The following is a 16,194-nucleotide window of genomic DNA, read 5'->3' on the forward strand; positions in this document are numbered from 1 at the left end:
CCTTGGGCCTATGCTGCACGTGCGGAAACAAGATCGAGCGCGACATCGACGATCATGTCTTCCTGCCCCCCGACCATCCGGCGCTTGCCCAGTTCGATCAGGATTTCGCGCGTATCCAGCCCATACTGTTCGGCGGCCTTTTCCGCGTGACGCAGGAAGCTCGAATAGACCCCGGCATAGCCCAGGCTCAGCGTTTCGCGATCCACGCGCACCGGGCGGTCCTGCAACGGACGGATGATGTCCTCTGCCGCGTCCATCAGGGCCATCACGTCGCAGCCATGGTTCCACCCCTTGCGGTCGGCAGCGGCGACGAACACCTCGAGCGGGGCGTTGCCAGCCCCTGCCCCCATTCCGGCTAGGCTCGCGTCGATCCGCACCGCGCCTTCCTGGGCAGCGACGATGGAATTGGCGACACCGAGCGAAAGGTTGTGGTGGGCGTGGATCCCGCGTTGGGTTTCCGGCTTGAGGACGCGGTCATAGGCCCGCAGGCGATCGCGCACCCCGTCCATGTCGAGCGCGCCGCCGCTGTCGGTCACATAGACGCAATGCGCCCCATAGCTTTCCATCAGCAGGGCCTGCTGCGCCAGCGCCTCGGCATCGATCATGTGGCTCATCATCAGGAAACCCGAGACATCCATGCCGAGGTCGCGGGCAATGCCGATGTGCTGCTTGGCGACGTCGGCCTCGGTGCAATGGGTCGCCACCCGCACCGAGCGCACGCCGAGCGCATAGGCGCGGCGGAGTTCCTCGACCGTGCCGATACCCGGCACCAGCAATGTGGTCAGCACGGCGTTCTTGATCACATCGGCGGCGGCCTCGATCCACTCCCAGTCGGTATGCGCACCGAACCCGTAGTTGAACGACGTGCCGTTGAGGCCATCGCCGTGCGACACCTCGATCGCATCGACGCCGGCATCGTCCAGCGCCTTGGCAATGGTGCGGACACTTTCGGTGCCGTACATGTGAAGAATGGCATGCATGCCGTCACGCAGGGTGACGTCCTGGATGTAGAGCTTTCCGGTTTCGGGATTGAAGGTCATGCTGCCACCTTTTCAAGGCGTTGTTGGGCCAGACGCTCACCCGCTGCCTTGGCGGCGGCGGTCATGATGTCGAGGTTGCCGGAATATTTCGGAAGATAGTCGCCAGCGCCCTCGACCTCGAGGAACACGCTGGTCTTCAGGCCGACGAATTCGCCGTATCCGGGGATCTTCAGCGGCCGGTTCGAGCCGAACCGTTCGAACTGCACTTCCTGCTTGAGGCGATAGCCGGGCACATAGGCTTGCACGGTTTCGACCATTTCCTTGACCGAGGCGCGGATGGCGTCCTCGTCCACCTGATCGGTCAGCGTGAAGATCGTGTCACGCATGATCATCGGCGGTTCGGCGGGATTGAGGATGATGATCGCCCGGCCGCGGCCGGCACCGCCCACTATCTCGATCGCCTGCGCGGTGGTCCGGGTGAATTCGTCGATGTTCGCGCGGGTGCCGGGCCCGGCAGAACGCGAGGACACCGACGCGACGATTTCGGCGTAGTGGACCGGGGTCACCCGCGAAACCGCGGCGACAATGGGAATGGTCGCCTGGCCGCCGCAGGTGACCATGTTGACATTGCGGATTTCGCTGTCGAGCACTCCGCCGACCGGCGGAACAAAAAACGGCCCGATCGCGGCAGGGGTCAGGTCTACAACCAGCTTGCCGTCGGCTTGCAGGGCCGCATCGTGTTCCTTGTGGGCGTAGGCCGAAGTCGCATCGAACGCGATGCCAATCTCGGGGTAGGCCGGCAGCTTGCGCAGCCCTTCAATACCCTCATGGGTTGTCGCCACGCCGCGTTCGCGGGCCATGGCGAGGCCTTCCGAGGCCGGGTCGATCCCGACCACCGCCGCCAGTTCAAGGGTATCGGACCCCTTGAGCAGCTTGATCATCAAATCGGTACCAATATTTCCGGAGCCGATGATGGCGCATTTCATCTTGGTCATTCTTCGATCTCTCCGTTCATCTGCGTCAGCCGGCCTCGGCAGCGAAAGCCGCCCGCACCGTTCCGACGCCATTGATTCTCGCTTCCACGACATCGCCGCGCGCGATCCCGGCCATGGGCCCGAGCGCGCCGGACAGGATCACGTCGCCTTCAAGCAGCGGGCGTCCGACCCGGGCCATGACCCGCGCCAGCCACAGCGATGCGGTGATCGGGCTGCCGAGGCAGGCAATCCCCGCCCCTACGGAGATCGGCTCGCCCTTTGCCTCCATCACCATGCCGCATTCGCGCAGGTCGAGCGCTTCGAGCTTGCGCGGCACCGCCCCCAGCACGAACAACCCGCTCGAGGCGTTGTCGGCGACGGTGTCCCAGATGCGGATGTCCCAGTTGGCAACACGGCTATCGACGATCTCGATCGCGGGTACGACATATTCGACCGCGCGGATCATCTCGGCCGTGGTGAGATCGGGATAGAGCAGGTCCCGGCCGACCACGATCGCGATTTCGGCCTCGACCTTGGGCTGGATGACCTGATCGAGCGAGATCGGAATTCCCTCGGGCACGTCCATATCGGAAAACAGCATGCCGTAATCGGGCTGATCGACGCCAAGCTGGCGCTGCACCGCCAGCGAGGTCAGGCCGATCTTGCGGCCGACCAGGCGCCGTCCGCTGTCAAGGGCGTGCCGGGTGTTGATTTCCTGCACGGCGTAGGCGGCATCCACCCCGCCGGCCGAAATGACATCGCGAATCGGCGCCACCGGCTTGCCGCTGGCAGCCGCGCCCCTCAATTGCTCGGCCGCCTGCTGGATGGCCGTGGGATCGATAGTGGTTTCAGTCGTCATGGTCTCAGAGCTTCACGCAGATGTTTTCGGTTTCGGTGTAGAATTCGAGACTGTGCACGCCGCCTTCGCGGCCGATCCCGGAATGTCCCGAACCGCCGAATGCGGTGCGCAAATCCCGCAGGAACCAGCAATTGACCCAGCAGACGCCAACCTGCATCGAGGCGGCCACGCGGTGCGCCCGCGAGAGGTTTTCGGTCCAGATCGTCGCGCACAGCCCATAGTCGGTATCGTTGGCTAGGCCGATCACCTCGTCTTCGCTATCGAAGGGAATGACCCCGCAGCACGGCCCGAAGATTTCTTCGCGCATCACCGAACTGTCGTGCGCCAGGCCTGTCCACAACGTCGGCTCGACATAGAAGCCGCCCGTTTCGTCCCCCGAAAGCGCGGGAACCCCGCCCCCGGTGACGACAGTGGCGCCTTCGGCCACCGCGCGCGCATAGTATCCCAGCACCTTTTCCTGATGCTCCGCACTGATCAGCGGGCCAAGGTAGGCGGGATCGCCGGTTGCACCTGGTTTGAACGCCTTGGCCGCCACCGTCATCCGCTTCACGAATTCGTCGAAAACCGGCCGTTCGACATAGACCCGCTCGGTCCCGAGGCAGACCTGCCCGGTGTTGAGAAATACCGAACGCGACAATCCTTCGACCACCTTGTCGAGATCGGCGTCGGCAAACACCACGGCTGGATTCTTGCCGCCCAGCTCGAACGAAATGTCGCGCACCCCGACCGCGGCCTTCTGCATGATCGCCTGGCCGGTGCCGGTTTCGCCGGTAAAGGTGATTGCATCGATGTCGGGGTTCGAGGTCAGAAATTCACCGGCCGAACCCGCCCCGAAACCGTGCACCACGTTGTAGACCCCTTCGGGCATCCCGACCGCGTTCATGACCTCACCCAGCAGCGCCGCGGTCCGCGGCGTCTCTTCGGATGGCTTGACCACAACCGTGTTGCCGCAAGCCAGGGCAGGTCCAACCTTCCAGGTCATCAGCAGCAGGGGAAAGTTCCACGGGCAGATCACCGCGATCACACCCTTGGGCTTGCGCACCACGTAGTTGAGCGCCTGCCCGCCATCGGGCGTTGCCGTTGCAAAGGATTCGGTCGGGGTAGTGGAGATGACGTCGGCAAACATCCGGAAGTTCGCGGCACCGCGCGGAATGTCGATATGCGAGGCGACATGGCGCGGCTTGCCGGTATCCGCCACTTCGGCTGCGAGGAAATCGTCCGCGCGGCGCTCGATCTCGGTGGCGACCGCGGAGATGAGCTTGACCCGTTCCGCCGTGGTCATCTTGCCCCAGGGGCCGTTGAGCGCCGCCTTGGCCGCGGCAACCGCATCGGCCACATCGGCCTCGCTCGCCTCGTGGACAGTACCGATCCGAAGGCCGGTCGCAGGAGCGAAATTGTCGAAGGTCTTGCCGGTGCTTCCACGGCGATAATCGCCCCCGATGAAATTCAGGATGGTGTCGGTAACAGCCGGGATATTCTCATGTGCCATGGGCTCTTCAATTCTCCGTAGCGTCTTGTTTCAGTGCCGCGATGGCCGGACACTCAATATTGCGTCGCCCCGATCGAGATGAGGGCTGCGTTTGCGCACTGCGTATCCTGTTCTTCGGTTCCGCCCGACACTCCGATCGCGCCGACGATTTCGCCGGCGATCGCGATCGGCAGTCCGCCGCCGAACATAGCGATTCCGGGCTTCGCGGCGATACCTCCGCTTAGCGCGGGATTGCCTGCGACCATCTTGTAGACGTCCGGCGACGGAACCTTGAAGCTGGCAGCGGTATAGGCCTTGTCCTGCGCGATCTGAGAGGAGGGAAACGGGGCCCCGGTGGCGCGCAACAGGGCGACCAGTTCCCCGGTGGCGCCAACCACTGCGGCGACGAGGGGACAGCCCGCCTCGCCGCCTTTCGCCACCGCGACCTGCACCGCCTTGGCGGCAAGATCGTGTCCCACCGACCGGATTGTCGCCACTCCGTTCATGCTCAGGTGTTCACCGTCATGAAGCGGTCGTTGAGCGCCTTCTCGTAATAGAAGATCGCCTTGCCGGCATTCTCGGCCTGCCACATCCGGCGCGGATTGTCGGGATAGTAGGTGTAGCCGCCGCTGAACGTCTCGTTCCGGTTGCCCGAGGGGTCGAAGAAGTAGATCGTCTGCCCGCGTGTGATCCCATGGCGGGTCGGGCCGATATCCAGCGAAATGTCGTAGCGGCTGATGATATCCGCTGCATGGCCAACATCGTGCCAGGAATCGAGAAAAAACGAGGTGTGGTGAATCCGACCGTCCTCTGGATAGCCGAGGAACGCCACGTCATGGGCCTTGTTGCTGCATGACAGGAAAATGCCCATGCGTACACCCGAAGTCTCGTCCACCAATTCCTCGGCCACCGAAAAATCGAGAGCCTCGACAAAAATCTTTGCGCTCGCCGAAATATCGACACCATTGAGGGCGCAGTGATCGAACCTGGTCGCGCGCATACCGCGCGGTTCGGCGATCCAGACGTCCGGATTGCGCACGGCCGGACCGCTCTCGGACAGCTCCATCTCGGCATAGAGATCGAACACGTGGGAGGTTGGCGTATTGAAGCGGATCTTGCGGCCAACACCAGGATCCTCTCCGGCCGCAATCACGTCGACATGAACCCCGATGTCGAGCAGCCGTTCGGCAAAGTGGTCGAGATCGGCATCCCTGGCGACCTTGAAGGCCATCCGGTCGAGCCCGGCAGAATCGGCTTCGCGCAAAATGATGCTGTGGCGATCGAACTCGTCGAAGGCATGGAAGAAAGCCCTGCCTCCCTCGACGCTCACCAGGTTGAGGCCGATACGGTCACGATAGTGCTGGATCGCTTCATCCAGATCGAGGACGCGCAACTGGACATAGCCAGGGCGAAGTACACCGGTCAGTGCCATTTCAGTTCTCCTTGTCCCTTCAGGCCTTGAGGCCGTTCTCTAGAAATTCAGTGACCATGCGGTTGAAGCTCGCCATCCGTTCGATCTGAACCCAGTGGCCGCATTCCGCGAACACGTGCAGGTCGGCGCGCGGCAACAGGCTGGCCAGGCGAACGGTGGACTCCAGCGGAATCACCTGGTCGAACAGGCCATGCAGGATGAGCGTTTCGTGTTTAAGTGCCGCCACGTCTTCCTCGCGGCTAGCCAGCATCGCGATGTTGCGCTGCCGGTCAGCCCCGCCGAACGTCGCGTGATACGGCTCGTGCGCTTCCGGACGCGCACTCGCTTCGTAGCGCGACTGGACCAGGTCTTCGGTTAGCCGGCTGTGATCCCAGGCAAGGTACTTGAGCGAGGCGCGCATTTCCTCCAGCGAAGGCTGGTAGCCCCAGACCAGGTCGAGCGCAGGCGTGATCGGGAAATCGAGCCCTGCCGGCCCCATCAGCACCGCCCTTTCGACCCGATCGGGATGCGCGATCATGAACGCCAGGGTTATGCCGCCGCCGAAGGAATTGCCGACCATCGAGACCTTGTCGATCCCGAGGCTATCGAGTAGCGATGCGACCTGATCGACCCAAACCCGCTTATCTTCGATCCGGCCCTTCGAAGCCGAATAGCCAAACCCGAACATGTCGGGCGCGATGACGCGGAAGCGCTTCGCGAGCTCGGGCATGTTGAGCCGCCAATTGGCCCAGGCAGTCACCCCGGGTCCCGATCCGTGGATCAGCAGGACCGGTGCGCCATCGCCCAAATCGTGATAATTCGTGACGCTGCCATCAACCGTGATGGACTTGCCAATCTCCGGGCGTGCGATGTCGTTGGCTACGGCAGTCATGGCTCTCCCAATCGATATTCAACTGTTTTTTGACGCTAGCATTGCCTGTGTTCGCGCGAGGTCATGCACACAGCTTTCGCGTCCATCCGATTTCTCGTTACTATTGCACTAAATAGAACGCATTTGCAAATGGAGAATGGTTGAACTCCATCACATAATGCGGGAAGTCGGACTGTCCGGCTCACGCCAAGCCTTCGGCCTTGAGCGCGGCACCCACGGCGGGACGCTGCGCGATCTTGCCGGCATAGGCGCTGAGCGAGGGGTAGGCGGCCATGTCGATACCGACGTAGGCTGGCCAACCCAGCATCACGAACAGGTAGATGTCGGCAACACTGAAAGCATTGCCAGCATAGTGGTCCCGCCCGGCCAATTCCTTATCGAGCGCGGCGAGGTGGTTCTTGACCGATTCCGCGGCCGCCGCCTTCGCTTCGTCGGAAGTGCCGGGGGCGAACAACGGCACGAATGCCTTGTGGAATTCGGAACCGAGGAAGCTGAGACGGCTCAGCAGTCGGTAACGATCGAGGCTGCCTTCGGCCGGCGCCAGGCCAGACGCGGGGTTCTGGTCGGCTATGTACAGCAGGATGGCGGGGTTCTCAGTCAGGGTCTCGCCGCTGTCCAGGGTGAGGGCCGGGACCTTGCCGGACGGGTTGACGGTGAGGAAATCCTCGCCCGCCTCGGTCTTGCGCACGGCCAGATCGACCTTGACGGCTTCGAAATCGGCACCGGTTTCGCGCAGGGCAATGTGCGGGGCGAGGGAACATGCGCCGGGGCTGATGAACAGTTTCATGGTATTTCTCCTCTAGATTTCTTTTCGACGCCAGACGATGTTCGGCAGTCAGATTGGGGTCGCCAGCAGCGTCGCGATTCTGTGGGTGTCATAGACGCACATTCGGCTCACCAGCTTGGCTACGCCGTCCTTGATTAGCAGACGGTCGACATATTTCCCGGCGTTGTAGATGCGGGTCTCACCGTCGTTGCGCGTCTGCAGCAAGGCATAGCTTGCTTCGGCCGACACGGTATCCCCGTCGATCCCGGTCAAGACCGCTCGCGAAATCAGGTGACGACTGAAATGCTCCGGGAAAACGTTGGCGCGGCGCAGCGCCACCACCCGATCGACGAGCATGCCCTTGCTGTCGCAATACATCACCGCGGCCGGCAGCCCGTTGTCGACATTTTCGCGGGCGATCACCTGGTAGAGGCAATCGTCGACGAAAAACTCGGGCCACTCCTCAAGCCGGTCGTCATCCAGACACAGTCCGTAAGCGGCGTTCAGGGAATCGACGAGACCCTGCAAAACAGGCTCGACCAAGCTCATGCCGATGCCTCGGCGCTGACGGCAAGAGCATCGCCCATCAGGCTCAGATAGCCTTTCCAGAAGCCGCGCACAGCGTTCTCGTCCATGCCCATCGGCGCGTAATAGCCCCGCACGTCGTCGCCGCCCATTTCGATGAAACTGTGCTTGCCTTCGGCCCCAATCGTCCCTTGCTGGCAAAGCTCGACCGCTTCGCCGTCTTCCATCGAGATCAGGCCGGAGGGGCCGACAAGGTTCAGGTTGCGCAGGCGGTGACGCGTGGTTTCCTCATCGTCGTCGGCATAGCCGAAATAGGTCCAGACCAATTCGGTCTTGTCGACGCCGTGAGTCACGATCTGGCGTGTCGCCAGGGTGTTCTGGATCTGCTGCAGCACGACCGAGGGAAACAGCGACTGGATGTGCAAGCCGACATCGTCCTCGATCTCGGGCCGGAACTGCAACAGGCTTTCGTCCTGCAATTTGGCAGCGCCTTGCATTTCGCGATTGGCTTCATCGCCGAACGAGCCGTAATCGATGTCGCCCTTGGGCTTGGAGACGGTAAAGACGTTGTGAAAACCCTGCTCGGCCAATTCTCCGGCGCTGTCCTGGCTTTGCCGGTAAATGCCGAAGGTCGGATAGAACAGGTGGAGCAAGGCGCCGTGGTAGCTGTCACGGCTGTTTTCGGAGTAGAGCTTCCAGTTGCCCGCCATATATTGCCGGGAATAACCGAGCACCCTGATCGGGCGGTGAAAAACGCGGTCGATGTACTTGCGCATCACCGGGCCGAGAAAATCTTCAAGCGGCTCGATCTCGGCTGAAAAGGTGCCGAACACCATGCCTTTGTAACTCTCCACCCGGAGCTTTTCGAGCGAGTGATTGGCTGGATCGAAATCCTTGTCGTACCCCCCTACTCCCTTGAGGCCGCGCCGGAACGGCACGCCAACCAGTGTGCCTTCCGAATCGTAGGCCCATTGATGGTAGACGCAGACAAACGCGCCGTCGGCCTGGTTGCCGCGCAGCGAGCGACACACCGTTGCGCCCTTGTGCGCGCACCGGTTGACCCAGGCATGGATCTTGCCTTCCTGCCCGCGCACGAGGACCACCGGCGTTTCACCGACATGGGTCGCGCGAAAATCTCCGGCGTTGGGAATCTCGGCCTCAAGCCCAAGGTAGCACCAGGTGCGACCCTTGAAGACACTGCGCTGCTCGGAGGCGAAAATCTGCGTATCGTGGTAAACCTTGTAGTCCACCGCCGTTGGGAGCGAGGGCGCCCCCACTGGTGCCATGGCATTCATTGTGCGTCTCCCGAAAAACCCTGGCCCGATGCAAGCTGGCCGCAGGTGCGCATCGCGCTGAGCATCATCGCCGCGTCCGCCTGTCCGGTGCCGACGATGTCATAGGCGGTGCCGTGCGCAACCGACATGTGCAGATAGGGCGGCCCCATCATGATCACACAGTTGCCCGAAAAGCCCCAGGTCTTGACCGCAATGTGCCCCTGATCGTGGAACATCGCGAGGACCATGTCGTAACGCCCCTCGATGCACTGCCGGAACACCGAATCGGGCGCAATCGGGCCTTCCACGGCAATGCCCGCTGCCCGCGCCCGCTCGACCCCGGGAGCAATCGCAAGCCGGTCTTCGTCGCCCGTGGCGTGCGGGTTGAGCCCCGCCACGGCGATCCGCGGACGGGCGATACCCCACGACCGCATGGCATCGTTGACCTGCCCGATCGCCTTGGCCACGAGATCGGCGGTTATCACGTCGATCACCTGGCGCAGCGACATGTGATCGGTGAGATGCGCGACCCGCAAGGGTCCGGTCAGCAAAACCAGATAGCTTTCGCCAGGGGTCGGACTGATGACCTTGTCAAGTTTTCCGGCCATCTTGAGCGAACCGGTGCTGATCGGTCCCATGATCGTCGCGGCAAAGGACCCGTCCCGGGCCAGCGCATCGAGTTCGTCCAGCCATTGCGCCGAGGCATGACCGGCCACTTCGGTATCCTCGCCCAGCGGCAAAACGCCGTCCGGCAAGGCGCCGGTGTCGATCACGTCGATCACCCGGACATCGTCGCTCGGCCGTTCGAACGAACGCATCCGGCGCACCCGGGCCTTGACCCCGGTCATGTCGAGCGCACGCTCCACCGCCGCTGCCGAGCCAAGCAGCACCGGAATCGACACCTCGTGTACCGAACCGTCCGCGAGGGCCTTGACCGTCACTTCGGGTCCGATTCCCGCAGGATCGCCGATCATGGTCCCGACAACGGGACGCCCTGCTGTTGCTGCCATGGGTGGGTCAGATGCTGTAGACATCGAGCATGGTCTGCGCGAGGTCGTTGATGATCACGGTCTTCTTGCGCTTGATCACATAACTCCTGCCGGCAGGCTCGAGATCATAGAAGGCCGATCCGCTGTAGACGGTTACCGCCCCATCGAGCACGGATGTCACCGTCCACGATGTGCGCGCCCGCACCAGGCCATCGCCTTCTTCCGTCGATAGCAGCGTGAACACGTGCGAAGTGCGCGGCCCGGGCGTGCTTGCCGAGGACCGCCCGGTGCGAATGCGGAAAACCCGATCCTCCAGGCCGCCGCGATTGTGATAATAGATCAGCGAGATTTCGCGCTGCGGATCGGCGGTCAGGCGCTCGCGGTCATCCCACGCCGGCGCCCAGTATTCCGCGTCTTCGGCATAGAGCGACAGCCATGTGTCCCAGTCCTTGTCGTCGAGCGCTACTGCCTCGCGGCCAAGAAAACGGTGAACGGCAAGCCATTGCGTATCGGCAGCCGTCATCGCGCCAACTCCAGGTCGCCCTTGGCAATAAGTTCTGCAGTCTCCTGGTCGATTGCGGTGTTCATCCGGCTGATCCATTCGTCGTGGATTGCGACATAAAGTCCCTCGTCGGCCACCGCCGGGCTGCTCATCACCGCATCCACGGCGAGACCCGCGCCGAATTGACCGGCGTCTTTCTCCCACCGGGTCGCACCGCGCGACATGTCGTTCATCCGGCCTTCGCCGGCACCAAACCCGGCCTGACAGTTGTTGAATTCGGTCAGATCGTCCGGCGTCGCCATGCCGCTTGCATTGAAGAAGTCCTCGTATTGCCGGATCCTCAGGGCCCGTGCCGAGGCGCTTTCACCCACCGGAGCGATGCAATAGGTCGTGACTTCGGTCTCGTCGACGGAGATCGGCTGGATGATCCTGATCTGGGTGCTGGTCTGATCCATCAGGAAGACGTTGGGGAACAGCTGAAGATTCCGGATGCGTTTGTTCATCCACAGCGCCTTTTCCTCGCCATGGGTTTCCTCGATCCAGTCGAGGGCCTCGAAATTCGGCCGATCCCGGAAATTGGCGTAGTCGGCCCAGAGCACTGAATGCCCGTTATGGAAGGAAAACGAGCCGCCGTCCTGCCGGTTGAAATTTGAAAAGTCGATCGCCTTGGTGTCGTTCTTGGAGGCCCCCTCGACCCGACGCATCACCGTCATGAAGTAATTGGCATGGACCGTTCCGACGTGATACCCGTCCAGACCGTTTTCCACTTGCATCTTCCAGTTGCCGCGATAGCGGTACCGGGTAGCGCCCGGCAGCACCTCCATTTCGCCTTGCTGAGACTGGTCGACCAACAGGTCGATGAACGCCTTCGAACCGGCCAGATATTCCTCGAGCGGCAAGACATCGGGAGACAGGCTTCCGAAGATAAAGCCGCGGTAAATTTCGAGACGGGCGATCCGGGGAAGTCCGAAATCGGCGCGGTTGAAACCAGGCGCATAACCCCCTGCACCTTCTTCCGTGACGTCAAGAAGGTCGCCTGCAGACGAGTAGGTCCAGCCGTGGAAGGGGCACATGAAATTCTTCTTGTTGCCGGCCTTTTCGCGGCAGACCTTGGCGCCGCGGTGGGCGCAGGCGTTGACCAATCCGCAGACAGTGCCCGTCCTGTCCCGAGTGATGATGACGGGCGTCCGTCCGATCTTGGTCGTCAGGAAATCGTGGGGCTTGGCGACCTGACTTTCATGCGCGAGAAAAATCCAGTTGCGCTCGAAAATATACTTCATCTCGATATCGAACAGCTCGGCATCGGTGAAGGCGGCGCGGTCGATCTGGAAGATTCCCCTAGCCTGGTCTTTCACGAGCCACGACTTCAGTCGCCGTTTGATCGCTTGCAAATCGGCAATCCGACCGACGCGCTTTTCTGCGGCTTCCATAACGCTCCACTCCCAAGATGCGAAAGCCGGATCGGTCGGCTGTCGCTGGATGACCGGGCACCTTGGCGGTGCTCCCAAACGCTGCCCCGCGCCGCCGCCCATCACGGGCGAGTCGCTGGTTTGACGTTCTGCTGCGCATTCCTACACCAACAAATTTCCCGGTGCAACGTATTGCACCATGGAGAATTATCGACTAAATAGGTCGAGTCGGTCGGGTAAACCCGACTACAACACAATTCGGTGATGACGGTCCCGCGCGACGCGGGCCGCGTCTTGGGAGAGAAGGCAAATGGTAGCAGTCACGGAACTCGGTTACCTCGGGTTGACCGTAACAAATCTCGATGCATGGCGCAGTTATGCTGCCGAAGTGGCCGGCATGGAGATTGTCGACGAGGGCGAAGGCGACCGCCTCTACCTGCGCATGGACCAGTGGCATCATCGCATCGTGTTGCATGCCTCCGACTCCGACGATCTTGCCTATCTGGGCTGGCGCGTTGCCGATCCGGTGGAATTCGACGCCATGGTGGCAAAGCTGACCGCCGCCGGAATCTCCTTGACGGTGGCAAGCGAGGCCGAAGCTCGGGAGCGGCGCGTGCTCGGTCTTGCCAAGCTGGCTGATCCGGGTGGGAACCCCACCGAAATTTTTTACGGGCCGCAAGTCGACACCCACAAGCCTTTCCATCCTGGGCGCCCCATGTACGGAAAGTTCGTGACCGGATCGGAAGGAATCGGGCATTGCATCCTGCGTCAGGACGATGTTCCCGCGGCGGCGGCGTTCTACGGACTGCTGGGGCTGCGCGGGTCGGTCGAGTATCACCTGCAGCTGCCCAACGGGATGGTGGCGCAGCCGTACTTCATGCACTGCAACGAGCGGCAGCATTCGGTCGCTTTCGGGCTTGGCCCGATGGAAAAGCGCATCAACCACCTGATGTTCGAATATACCGACCTCGACGATCTCGGCCTCGCGCACGACATTGTGCGGGCGCGCAAGATCGACGTCGCGCTCCAGCTCGGCAAGCATGCAAACGACCAGGCGCTGACCTTCTACTGCGCCAACCCGTCGGGCTGGCTGTGGGAGTTCGGCTGGGGTGCCCGCAAGGCCCCAAGCCAGCAGGAATACTACACCCGCGATATATTCGGTCACGGCAACGAAGCCGCGGGCTACGGAATGGATATTCCCCTCGGCTGATCATCCATTTGATCGCCGGTCCATAACCTAGATTGGAATTGCCAGACGCCATGTCGAACAAATTGCGCCTTTGCCAAGTAGCCTCCGTCAAGGACGGTGAACCGGTCGCGGTCTACCAGGAAAAAATGCCTGCGCTTGCAGTCTACAACGTCGATGGCGAAGTGTTCGTCACCGACAATCTTTGCACCCATGGCAATGCCATGCTGACCGATGGCTACCAGGACGGCACAATTATCGAGTGCCCGTTTCACGGTGGTTCGTTCGACATCGCCACCGGAGCTGCCAAGGCCTTTCCCTGCCAGATCCCCATCAAGACATACCCCGTCACGATCGAAGACGGCTGGGTGTGCATCGATCAACCGAAAGAGAGCGCCTGAATGCTCCTCGACACCCCTTCCCGCTATGAGCTGCAGCAGCTCACTTCCGAGCTCAACGCGCTCTACGCCGAACTCATTGACGATGATCGCTTGGAAGAGTGGCCCGAACTCTTTGTTTCGGACTGCGTTTATACCGTGATCTCGCGCGAGAACTTCGAGCGAAACATGGATTCAGCGGCGATCTATTGCGACAGCCGCGGAATGCTTGTGGATCGCATTGTTTCACTGCGCAAAGCCAATATCTTCCCGGTGCATGCCTACCGTCATATTCTCGGTCCGACCCGGATGGTTTCCACAACGGGAGCACTTGCAAAGACGCAAACCAATTATGCGGTCCTTATGACCCGTACTGACGGACACACAACAATCTACAATTCGGGCAAGTATATAGACGAGATCGACTTGTCGGGCGAGCGCCCCTTGTTTCGTTCGAAGATCGCCGTTTTCGATACCAACCTCATCGACACGATGATGGTTCGCCCGATTTAGTTCGCGACCAGGATTTTGATCATGACCGACACAGCTCTGCCAGACGAAAATACCTCGAGAACCGCAAACGGAACTGGTCGCCGGGTTCCCTACCGGGTTTTCACCGATCCGGAGTATCACGCGCGCGAGCAGGAAAAGATCTTCCAGGGCGAGGCCTGGTCCTTCGTCGCGCTCGAGGCAGAAGTGCCCGAGGCTGGCGATTTCAAATCAACCTTCATCGGAGAAACCCCGGTCATCGTCACCAGGGCCGCTGATGGCGCCGTTCATGTCGTGGTCAATCGCTGCGCTCATCGCGGGGCACTGGTATGCCGCGAACTGCGCGGCAATCGCCCCAATCTCGAATGTGTTTACCACCAATGGGCCTATGACCTCGCCGGCAATCTGATCGGGGTGCCGTTCCGCCGCGGTCTCAAGGGCCAGGGCGGAATGCCCGGCGATTTCGACATGAAACAGCATGGCCTCAAGCAGTTGCGCGTCGGGATCGTCGGCGGGCTTGTCTTCGCCAGCTTTTCTCAAAGCGTGGTGCCACTGAACGATTTCCTCGGCCCGCTGGTTGTCGAGCATATCAAACGGATCATGCACAAGCCGATCAAGGTTCTGGGCGATCAGCGGCAATATGTTCACGGCAACTGGAAGCTCTATGCCGAGAATACCCGCGATCCCTATCACGCCAGCCTTCTGCACCTGTTCCACAATACGTTCGGGCTCTACCGATCGACCCAGACCGGCAAGTCACTGATGGACAGCGAGAAGCGGCATTCGCTCCTTTATTCCATCGCCGCCAGCAACGACGATGCCGCCGACAAACAGGCCTATGGCGATTCCAGGACTTTCGATACCGAGTTCAAGCTTCAGGACATGTCGCTGCTCAAGGGCCGCCAGGAATTCGATGACGGCATTACCCTGGTTATCCTCGCGGTTTTCCCGAACCTGGTCCTCCAGCAGATTCAGAACACGCTCGCCGTGCGGCAAATCGTGCCAAAGGGACAGGAAGCGTTCGAGCTGGTCTGGACCCACTTCGGTTACGCCGACGACGATGCAGAAATGCAGGCAATCCGGCGCAAGCAGACCAACCTGATCGGTCCGGCCGGCCTGATCTCGATGGAAGACGGCGAAGCGGTGGAAATCGTCCAGAACGCCATTGTCGGCGAACAGCAGGCCACCTCGTTCATCGCGATGGGCGGTGGCCGCGCCGAGGATGCCGACCACCTTGTCACCGAAGGCGCCATTGTCGGCTTCTGGGACAGTTACGAGAAGCTCGTCGGCTTCGGGACCGCACGATGAGCCGCAAGATCGACTTCTATTTCGACTTCATCAGTCCCTTCAGTTACCTCGCGCAGCTGAAGCTCCCGGAAATAGCCCGCAAGGCCGGTTGCGAACTCCAATATTGGCCGATCGATATCCCCGAGGCGAAGATTGCGGCGGGGAACTACGGCCCGTCCAATCGCGAGGTGGTTCCGAAAATCAAGGTGATGATGGCGGACCTCAACCGGTGGGCCCACAAATATGACGCTCCCTTGCGTTTTCCGGCCAGCTTTGCCTGCAAGGACTGGAACTGCGCCACGCTCTACGCGCGCGAGCAGGGCAAAGCGGAAGCATACGTCGCTGCCGCTTACAATCTGATCTGGGGGCAGGGAATCGACCCAAGCGACCGCGAAGAACTGCGCGCCTGTGCAACAGAAGCTGGACTCGATCCAGAGGCGTTGACAGCCTTCGTGGACTCTTCACTTGGCCAGAATGAATATCGCAAGGCTCGCAGCCTAGCCTATCAGCGGGGAGTCTTCGGCGCGCCGTTAATGTTTGTCGACGATCAAATATTCTGGGGCAATGATCGTCTCGACTTTCTGCAGGAGTATCTATCTCAACAGAAGTAATTCTTAGAATAAGAAAATGCGGCGAGGGGAGAGGGAATGAAAGAACTTCAGATTAACTTGTTCGTAACTGCGGCTGCCGTCCTTGTGCAATCGCTTGTTCCTAGTGGTTTCCGCCTGACATAAGAGTCCGGTTCGGGATTCCCTTTGTTGCGTTCGCATGCGAGTCTGGCGCATGCGCACAGGAATATCGTTCAC

The 16,194-nt window shown here is 61.2% G+C and carries 19 protein-coding genes; 5 read left to right on the forward strand and 14 right to left on the reverse strand.

The window, feature by feature from the left end; genetic code table 11:
* Positions 1–8: 8 nt before the first annotated feature.
* The 13 genes from dmpG to GGQ90_RS16710 all read right to left on the reverse strand — a co-directional run bounded on the left by dmpG (position 9) and on the right by GGQ90_RS16710 (position 12,070).
* Entirely contained in the window at positions 9–1,040 is a 1,032-nt protein-coding gene (dmpG, locus tag GGQ90_RS16650; protein ID WP_037508674.1) for a 4-hydroxy-2-oxovalerate aldolase, read from the reverse strand.
* Entirely contained in the window at positions 1,037–1,975 is a 939-nt protein-coding gene (locus GGQ90_RS16655; protein WP_037508677.1) for an acetaldehyde dehydrogenase (acetylating), read from the reverse strand. Before GGQ90_RS16655 ends, dmpG begins: the two co-directional genes overlap by 4 nt.
* 25 nt (positions 1,976–2,000) lie before the next feature.
* Positions 2,001–2,813: a 2-keto-4-pentenoate hydratase gene (locus tag GGQ90_RS16660; RefSeq protein WP_037508679.1), complete on the reverse strand. Its 813-nt coding sequence runs from the start codon at positions 2,811–2,813 to the stop codon at positions 2,001–2,003.
* Positions 2,814–2,817: 4 nt separating this feature from the next.
* Complete coding sequence (locus tag GGQ90_RS16665) at positions 2,818–4,302, reverse strand: 2-hydroxymuconic semialdehyde dehydrogenase (protein WP_037508681.1); 1,485 nt, start codon at positions 4,300–4,302, stop codon at positions 2,818–2,820.
* Between the two features lie 53 nt (positions 4,303–4,355).
* Positions 4,356–4,787 (reverse strand): GlcG/HbpS family heme-binding protein, encoded by a 432-nt coding sequence (locus GGQ90_RS16670; RefSeq protein ID WP_037508687.1) that lies wholly within the window; start codon positions 4,785–4,787, stop codon positions 4,356–4,358.
* 2 nt (positions 4,788–4,789) lie between these two features.
* Positions 4,790–5,713 carry a catechol 2,3-dioxygenase gene (locus GGQ90_RS16675; protein ID WP_188083139.1) on the reverse strand — a complete coding sequence of 308 codons (924 nt, stop codon included), beginning with the start codon at positions 5,711–5,713 and terminating at the stop codon, positions 4,790–4,792.
* Between the two features lie 19 nt (positions 5,714–5,732).
* Entirely contained in the window at positions 5,733–6,584 is an 852-nt protein-coding gene (locus GGQ90_RS16680; protein ID WP_188083140.1) for an alpha/beta fold hydrolase, read from the reverse strand.
* Positions 6,585–6,765: 181 nt separating this feature from the next.
* Positions 6,766–7,371, reverse strand: coding sequence for a glutathione transferase GstA (gene gstA / locus GGQ90_RS16685; protein ID WP_188083141.1), 606 nt, complete (start codon positions 7,369–7,371; stop codon positions 6,766–6,768).
* A 48-nt stretch (positions 7,372–7,419) separates the two neighbouring features.
* On the reverse strand, positions 7,420–7,899 hold the full coding sequence (locus GGQ90_RS16690; protein ID WP_130030101.1) for an aromatic-ring-hydroxylating dioxygenase subunit beta: 480 nt from the start codon (positions 7,897–7,899) through the stop codon (positions 7,420–7,422).
* Positions 7,896–9,170: an aromatic ring-hydroxylating dioxygenase subunit alpha gene (locus tag GGQ90_RS16695; RefSeq protein ID WP_188083142.1), complete on the reverse strand. Its 1,275-nt coding sequence runs from the start codon at positions 9,168–9,170 to the stop codon at positions 7,896–7,898. The genes GGQ90_RS16690 and GGQ90_RS16695 overlap by 4 nt, the downstream gene beginning before the upstream one ends.
* Entirely contained in the window at positions 9,167–10,123 is a 957-nt protein-coding gene (locus GGQ90_RS16700; protein WP_230588532.1) for a PdxA family dehydrogenase, read from the reverse strand. Before GGQ90_RS16700 ends, GGQ90_RS16695 begins: the two co-directional genes overlap by 4 nt.
* A gap of 43 nt (positions 10,124–10,166) precedes the next feature.
* Positions 10,167–10,661, reverse strand: a complete 495-nt coding sequence (locus tag GGQ90_RS16705; RefSeq protein WP_025548174.1) for an aromatic-ring-hydroxylating dioxygenase subunit beta — start codon at positions 10,659–10,661, stop codon at positions 10,167–10,169.
* Positions 10,658–12,070 carry an SRPBCC family protein gene (locus tag GGQ90_RS16710; RefSeq protein ID WP_188083143.1) on the reverse strand — a complete coding sequence of 471 codons (1,413 nt, stop codon included), beginning with the start codon at positions 12,068–12,070 and terminating at the stop codon, positions 10,658–10,660. The genes GGQ90_RS16705 and GGQ90_RS16710 overlap by 4 nt, the downstream gene beginning before the upstream one ends.
* A 289-nt stretch (positions 12,071–12,359) precedes the next feature.
* On the opposite strand from GGQ90_RS16710, the gene bphC reads away from it, so the two are divergent.
* The 5 genes from bphC to GGQ90_RS16735 are packed head-to-tail and all read left to right on the forward strand — an operon-like array spanning position 12,360 to position 15,999.
* Positions 12,360–13,259, forward strand: a complete 900-nt coding sequence (gene bphC, locus GGQ90_RS16715) for a biphenyl-2,3-diol 1,2-dioxygenase (RefSeq protein WP_037508711.1) — start codon at positions 12,360–12,362, stop codon at positions 13,257–13,259.
* 50 nt (positions 13,260–13,309) lie between these two features.
* Positions 13,310–13,636: a non-heme iron oxygenase ferredoxin subunit gene (locus GGQ90_RS16720; RefSeq protein WP_025548169.1), complete on the forward strand. Its 327-nt coding sequence runs from the start codon at positions 13,310–13,312 to the stop codon at positions 13,634–13,636.
* Positions 13,637–14,125, forward strand: a complete 489-nt coding sequence (locus GGQ90_RS16725) for an aromatic-ring-hydroxylating dioxygenase subunit beta (protein WP_025548168.1) — start codon at positions 13,637–13,639, stop codon at positions 14,123–14,125.
* A gap of 21 nt (positions 14,126–14,146) precedes the next feature.
* A complete protein-coding gene (locus GGQ90_RS16730) occupies positions 14,147–15,409 on the forward strand; it encodes an aromatic ring-hydroxylating dioxygenase subunit alpha (protein WP_052076599.1) in 1,263 nt (420 codons plus the stop codon).
* Positions 15,406–15,999 (forward strand): 2-hydroxychromene-2-carboxylate isomerase, encoded by a 594-nt coding sequence (locus GGQ90_RS16735; RefSeq protein ID WP_037508713.1) that lies wholly within the window; start codon positions 15,406–15,408, stop codon positions 15,997–15,999. The genes GGQ90_RS16730 and GGQ90_RS16735 overlap by 4 nt, the downstream gene beginning before the upstream one ends.
* Before the next feature lie 3 nt (positions 16,000–16,002).
* Here the strand turns inward: GGQ90_RS16735 and GGQ90_RS29045 are convergent.
* Positions 16,003–16,194, reverse strand: a 192-nt coding sequence (locus tag GGQ90_RS29045) for a hypothetical protein (protein WP_223178293.1), incomplete at its 5' end; no start/stop codon positions are given.

Source organism: Sphingobium scionense (assembly GCF_014197035.1).
Taxonomy (GTDB): domain Bacteria; phylum Pseudomonadota; class Alphaproteobacteria; order Sphingomonadales; family Sphingomonadaceae; genus Sphingobium; species Sphingobium scionense.

What these genes read in the sequence shown, in the direction of transcription:
- dmpG (WP_037508674.1), bottom strand. Translation starts at nt 1,040, where the DNA reads ATGACCTTCAATCCCGAAACCGGAAAGCTCTACATCCAGGACGTCACC.
- GGQ90_RS16655 (WP_037508677.1), bottom strand. Translation starts at nt 1,975, where the DNA reads ATGACCAAGATGAAATGCGCCATCATCGGCTCCGGAAATATTGGTACC.
- GGQ90_RS16660 (WP_037508679.1), bottom strand. Translation starts at nt 2,813, where the DNA reads ATGACGACTGAAACCACTATCGATCCCACGGCCATCCAGCAGGCGGCC.
- GGQ90_RS16665 (WP_037508681.1), bottom strand. Translation starts at nt 4,302, where the DNA reads ATGGCACATGAGAATATCCCGGCTGTTACCGACACCATCCTGAATTTC.
- GGQ90_RS16670 (WP_037508687.1), bottom strand. Translation starts at nt 4,787, where the DNA reads ATGAACGGAGTGGCGACAATCCGGTCGGTGGGACACGATCTTGCCGCC.
- GGQ90_RS16675 (WP_188083139.1), bottom strand. Translation starts at nt 5,713, where the DNA reads ATGGCACTGACCGGTGTACTTCGCCCTGGCTATGTCCAGTTGCGCGTC.
- GGQ90_RS16680 (WP_188083140.1), bottom strand. Translation starts at nt 6,584, where the DNA reads ATGACTGCCGTAGCCAACGACATCGCACGCCCGGAGATTGGCAAGTCC.
- gstA (WP_188083141.1), bottom strand. Translation starts at nt 7,371, where the DNA reads ATGAAACTGTTCATCAGCCCCGGCGCATGTTCCCTCGCCCCGCACATT.
- GGQ90_RS16690 (WP_130030101.1), bottom strand. Translation starts at nt 7,899, where the DNA reads ATGAGCTTGGTCGAGCCTGTTTTGCAGGGTCTCGTCGATTCCCTGAAC.
- GGQ90_RS16695 (WP_188083142.1), bottom strand. Translation starts at nt 9,170, where the DNA reads ATGAATGCCATGGCACCAGTGGGGGCGCCCTCGCTCCCAACGGCGGTG.
- GGQ90_RS16700 (WP_230588532.1), bottom strand. Translation starts at nt 10,123, where the DNA reads ATGATCGGCGATCCTGCGGGAATCGGACCCGAAGTGACGGTCAAGGCC.
- GGQ90_RS16705 (WP_025548174.1), bottom strand. Translation starts at nt 10,661, where the DNA reads ATGACGGCTGCCGATACGCAATGGCTTGCCGTTCACCGTTTTCTTGGC.
- GGQ90_RS16710 (WP_188083143.1), bottom strand. Translation starts at nt 12,070, where the DNA reads ATGGAAGCCGCAGAAAAGCGCGTCGGTCGGATTGCCGATTTGCAAGCG.
- bphC (WP_037508711.1), top strand. Translation starts at nt 12,360, where the DNA reads ATGGTAGCAGTCACGGAACTCGGTTACCTCGGGTTGACCGTAACAAAT.
- GGQ90_RS16720 (WP_025548169.1), top strand. Translation starts at nt 13,310, where the DNA reads ATGTCGAACAAATTGCGCCTTTGCCAAGTAGCCTCCGTCAAGGACGGT.
- GGQ90_RS16725 (WP_025548168.1), top strand. Translation starts at nt 13,637, where the DNA reads ATGCTCCTCGACACCCCTTCCCGCTATGAGCTGCAGCAGCTCACTTCC.
- GGQ90_RS16730 (WP_052076599.1), top strand. Translation starts at nt 14,147, where the DNA reads ATGACCGACACAGCTCTGCCAGACGAAAATACCTCGAGAACCGCAAAC.
- GGQ90_RS16735 (WP_037508713.1), top strand. Translation starts at nt 15,406, where the DNA reads ATGAGCCGCAAGATCGACTTCTATTTCGACTTCATCAGTCCCTTCAGT.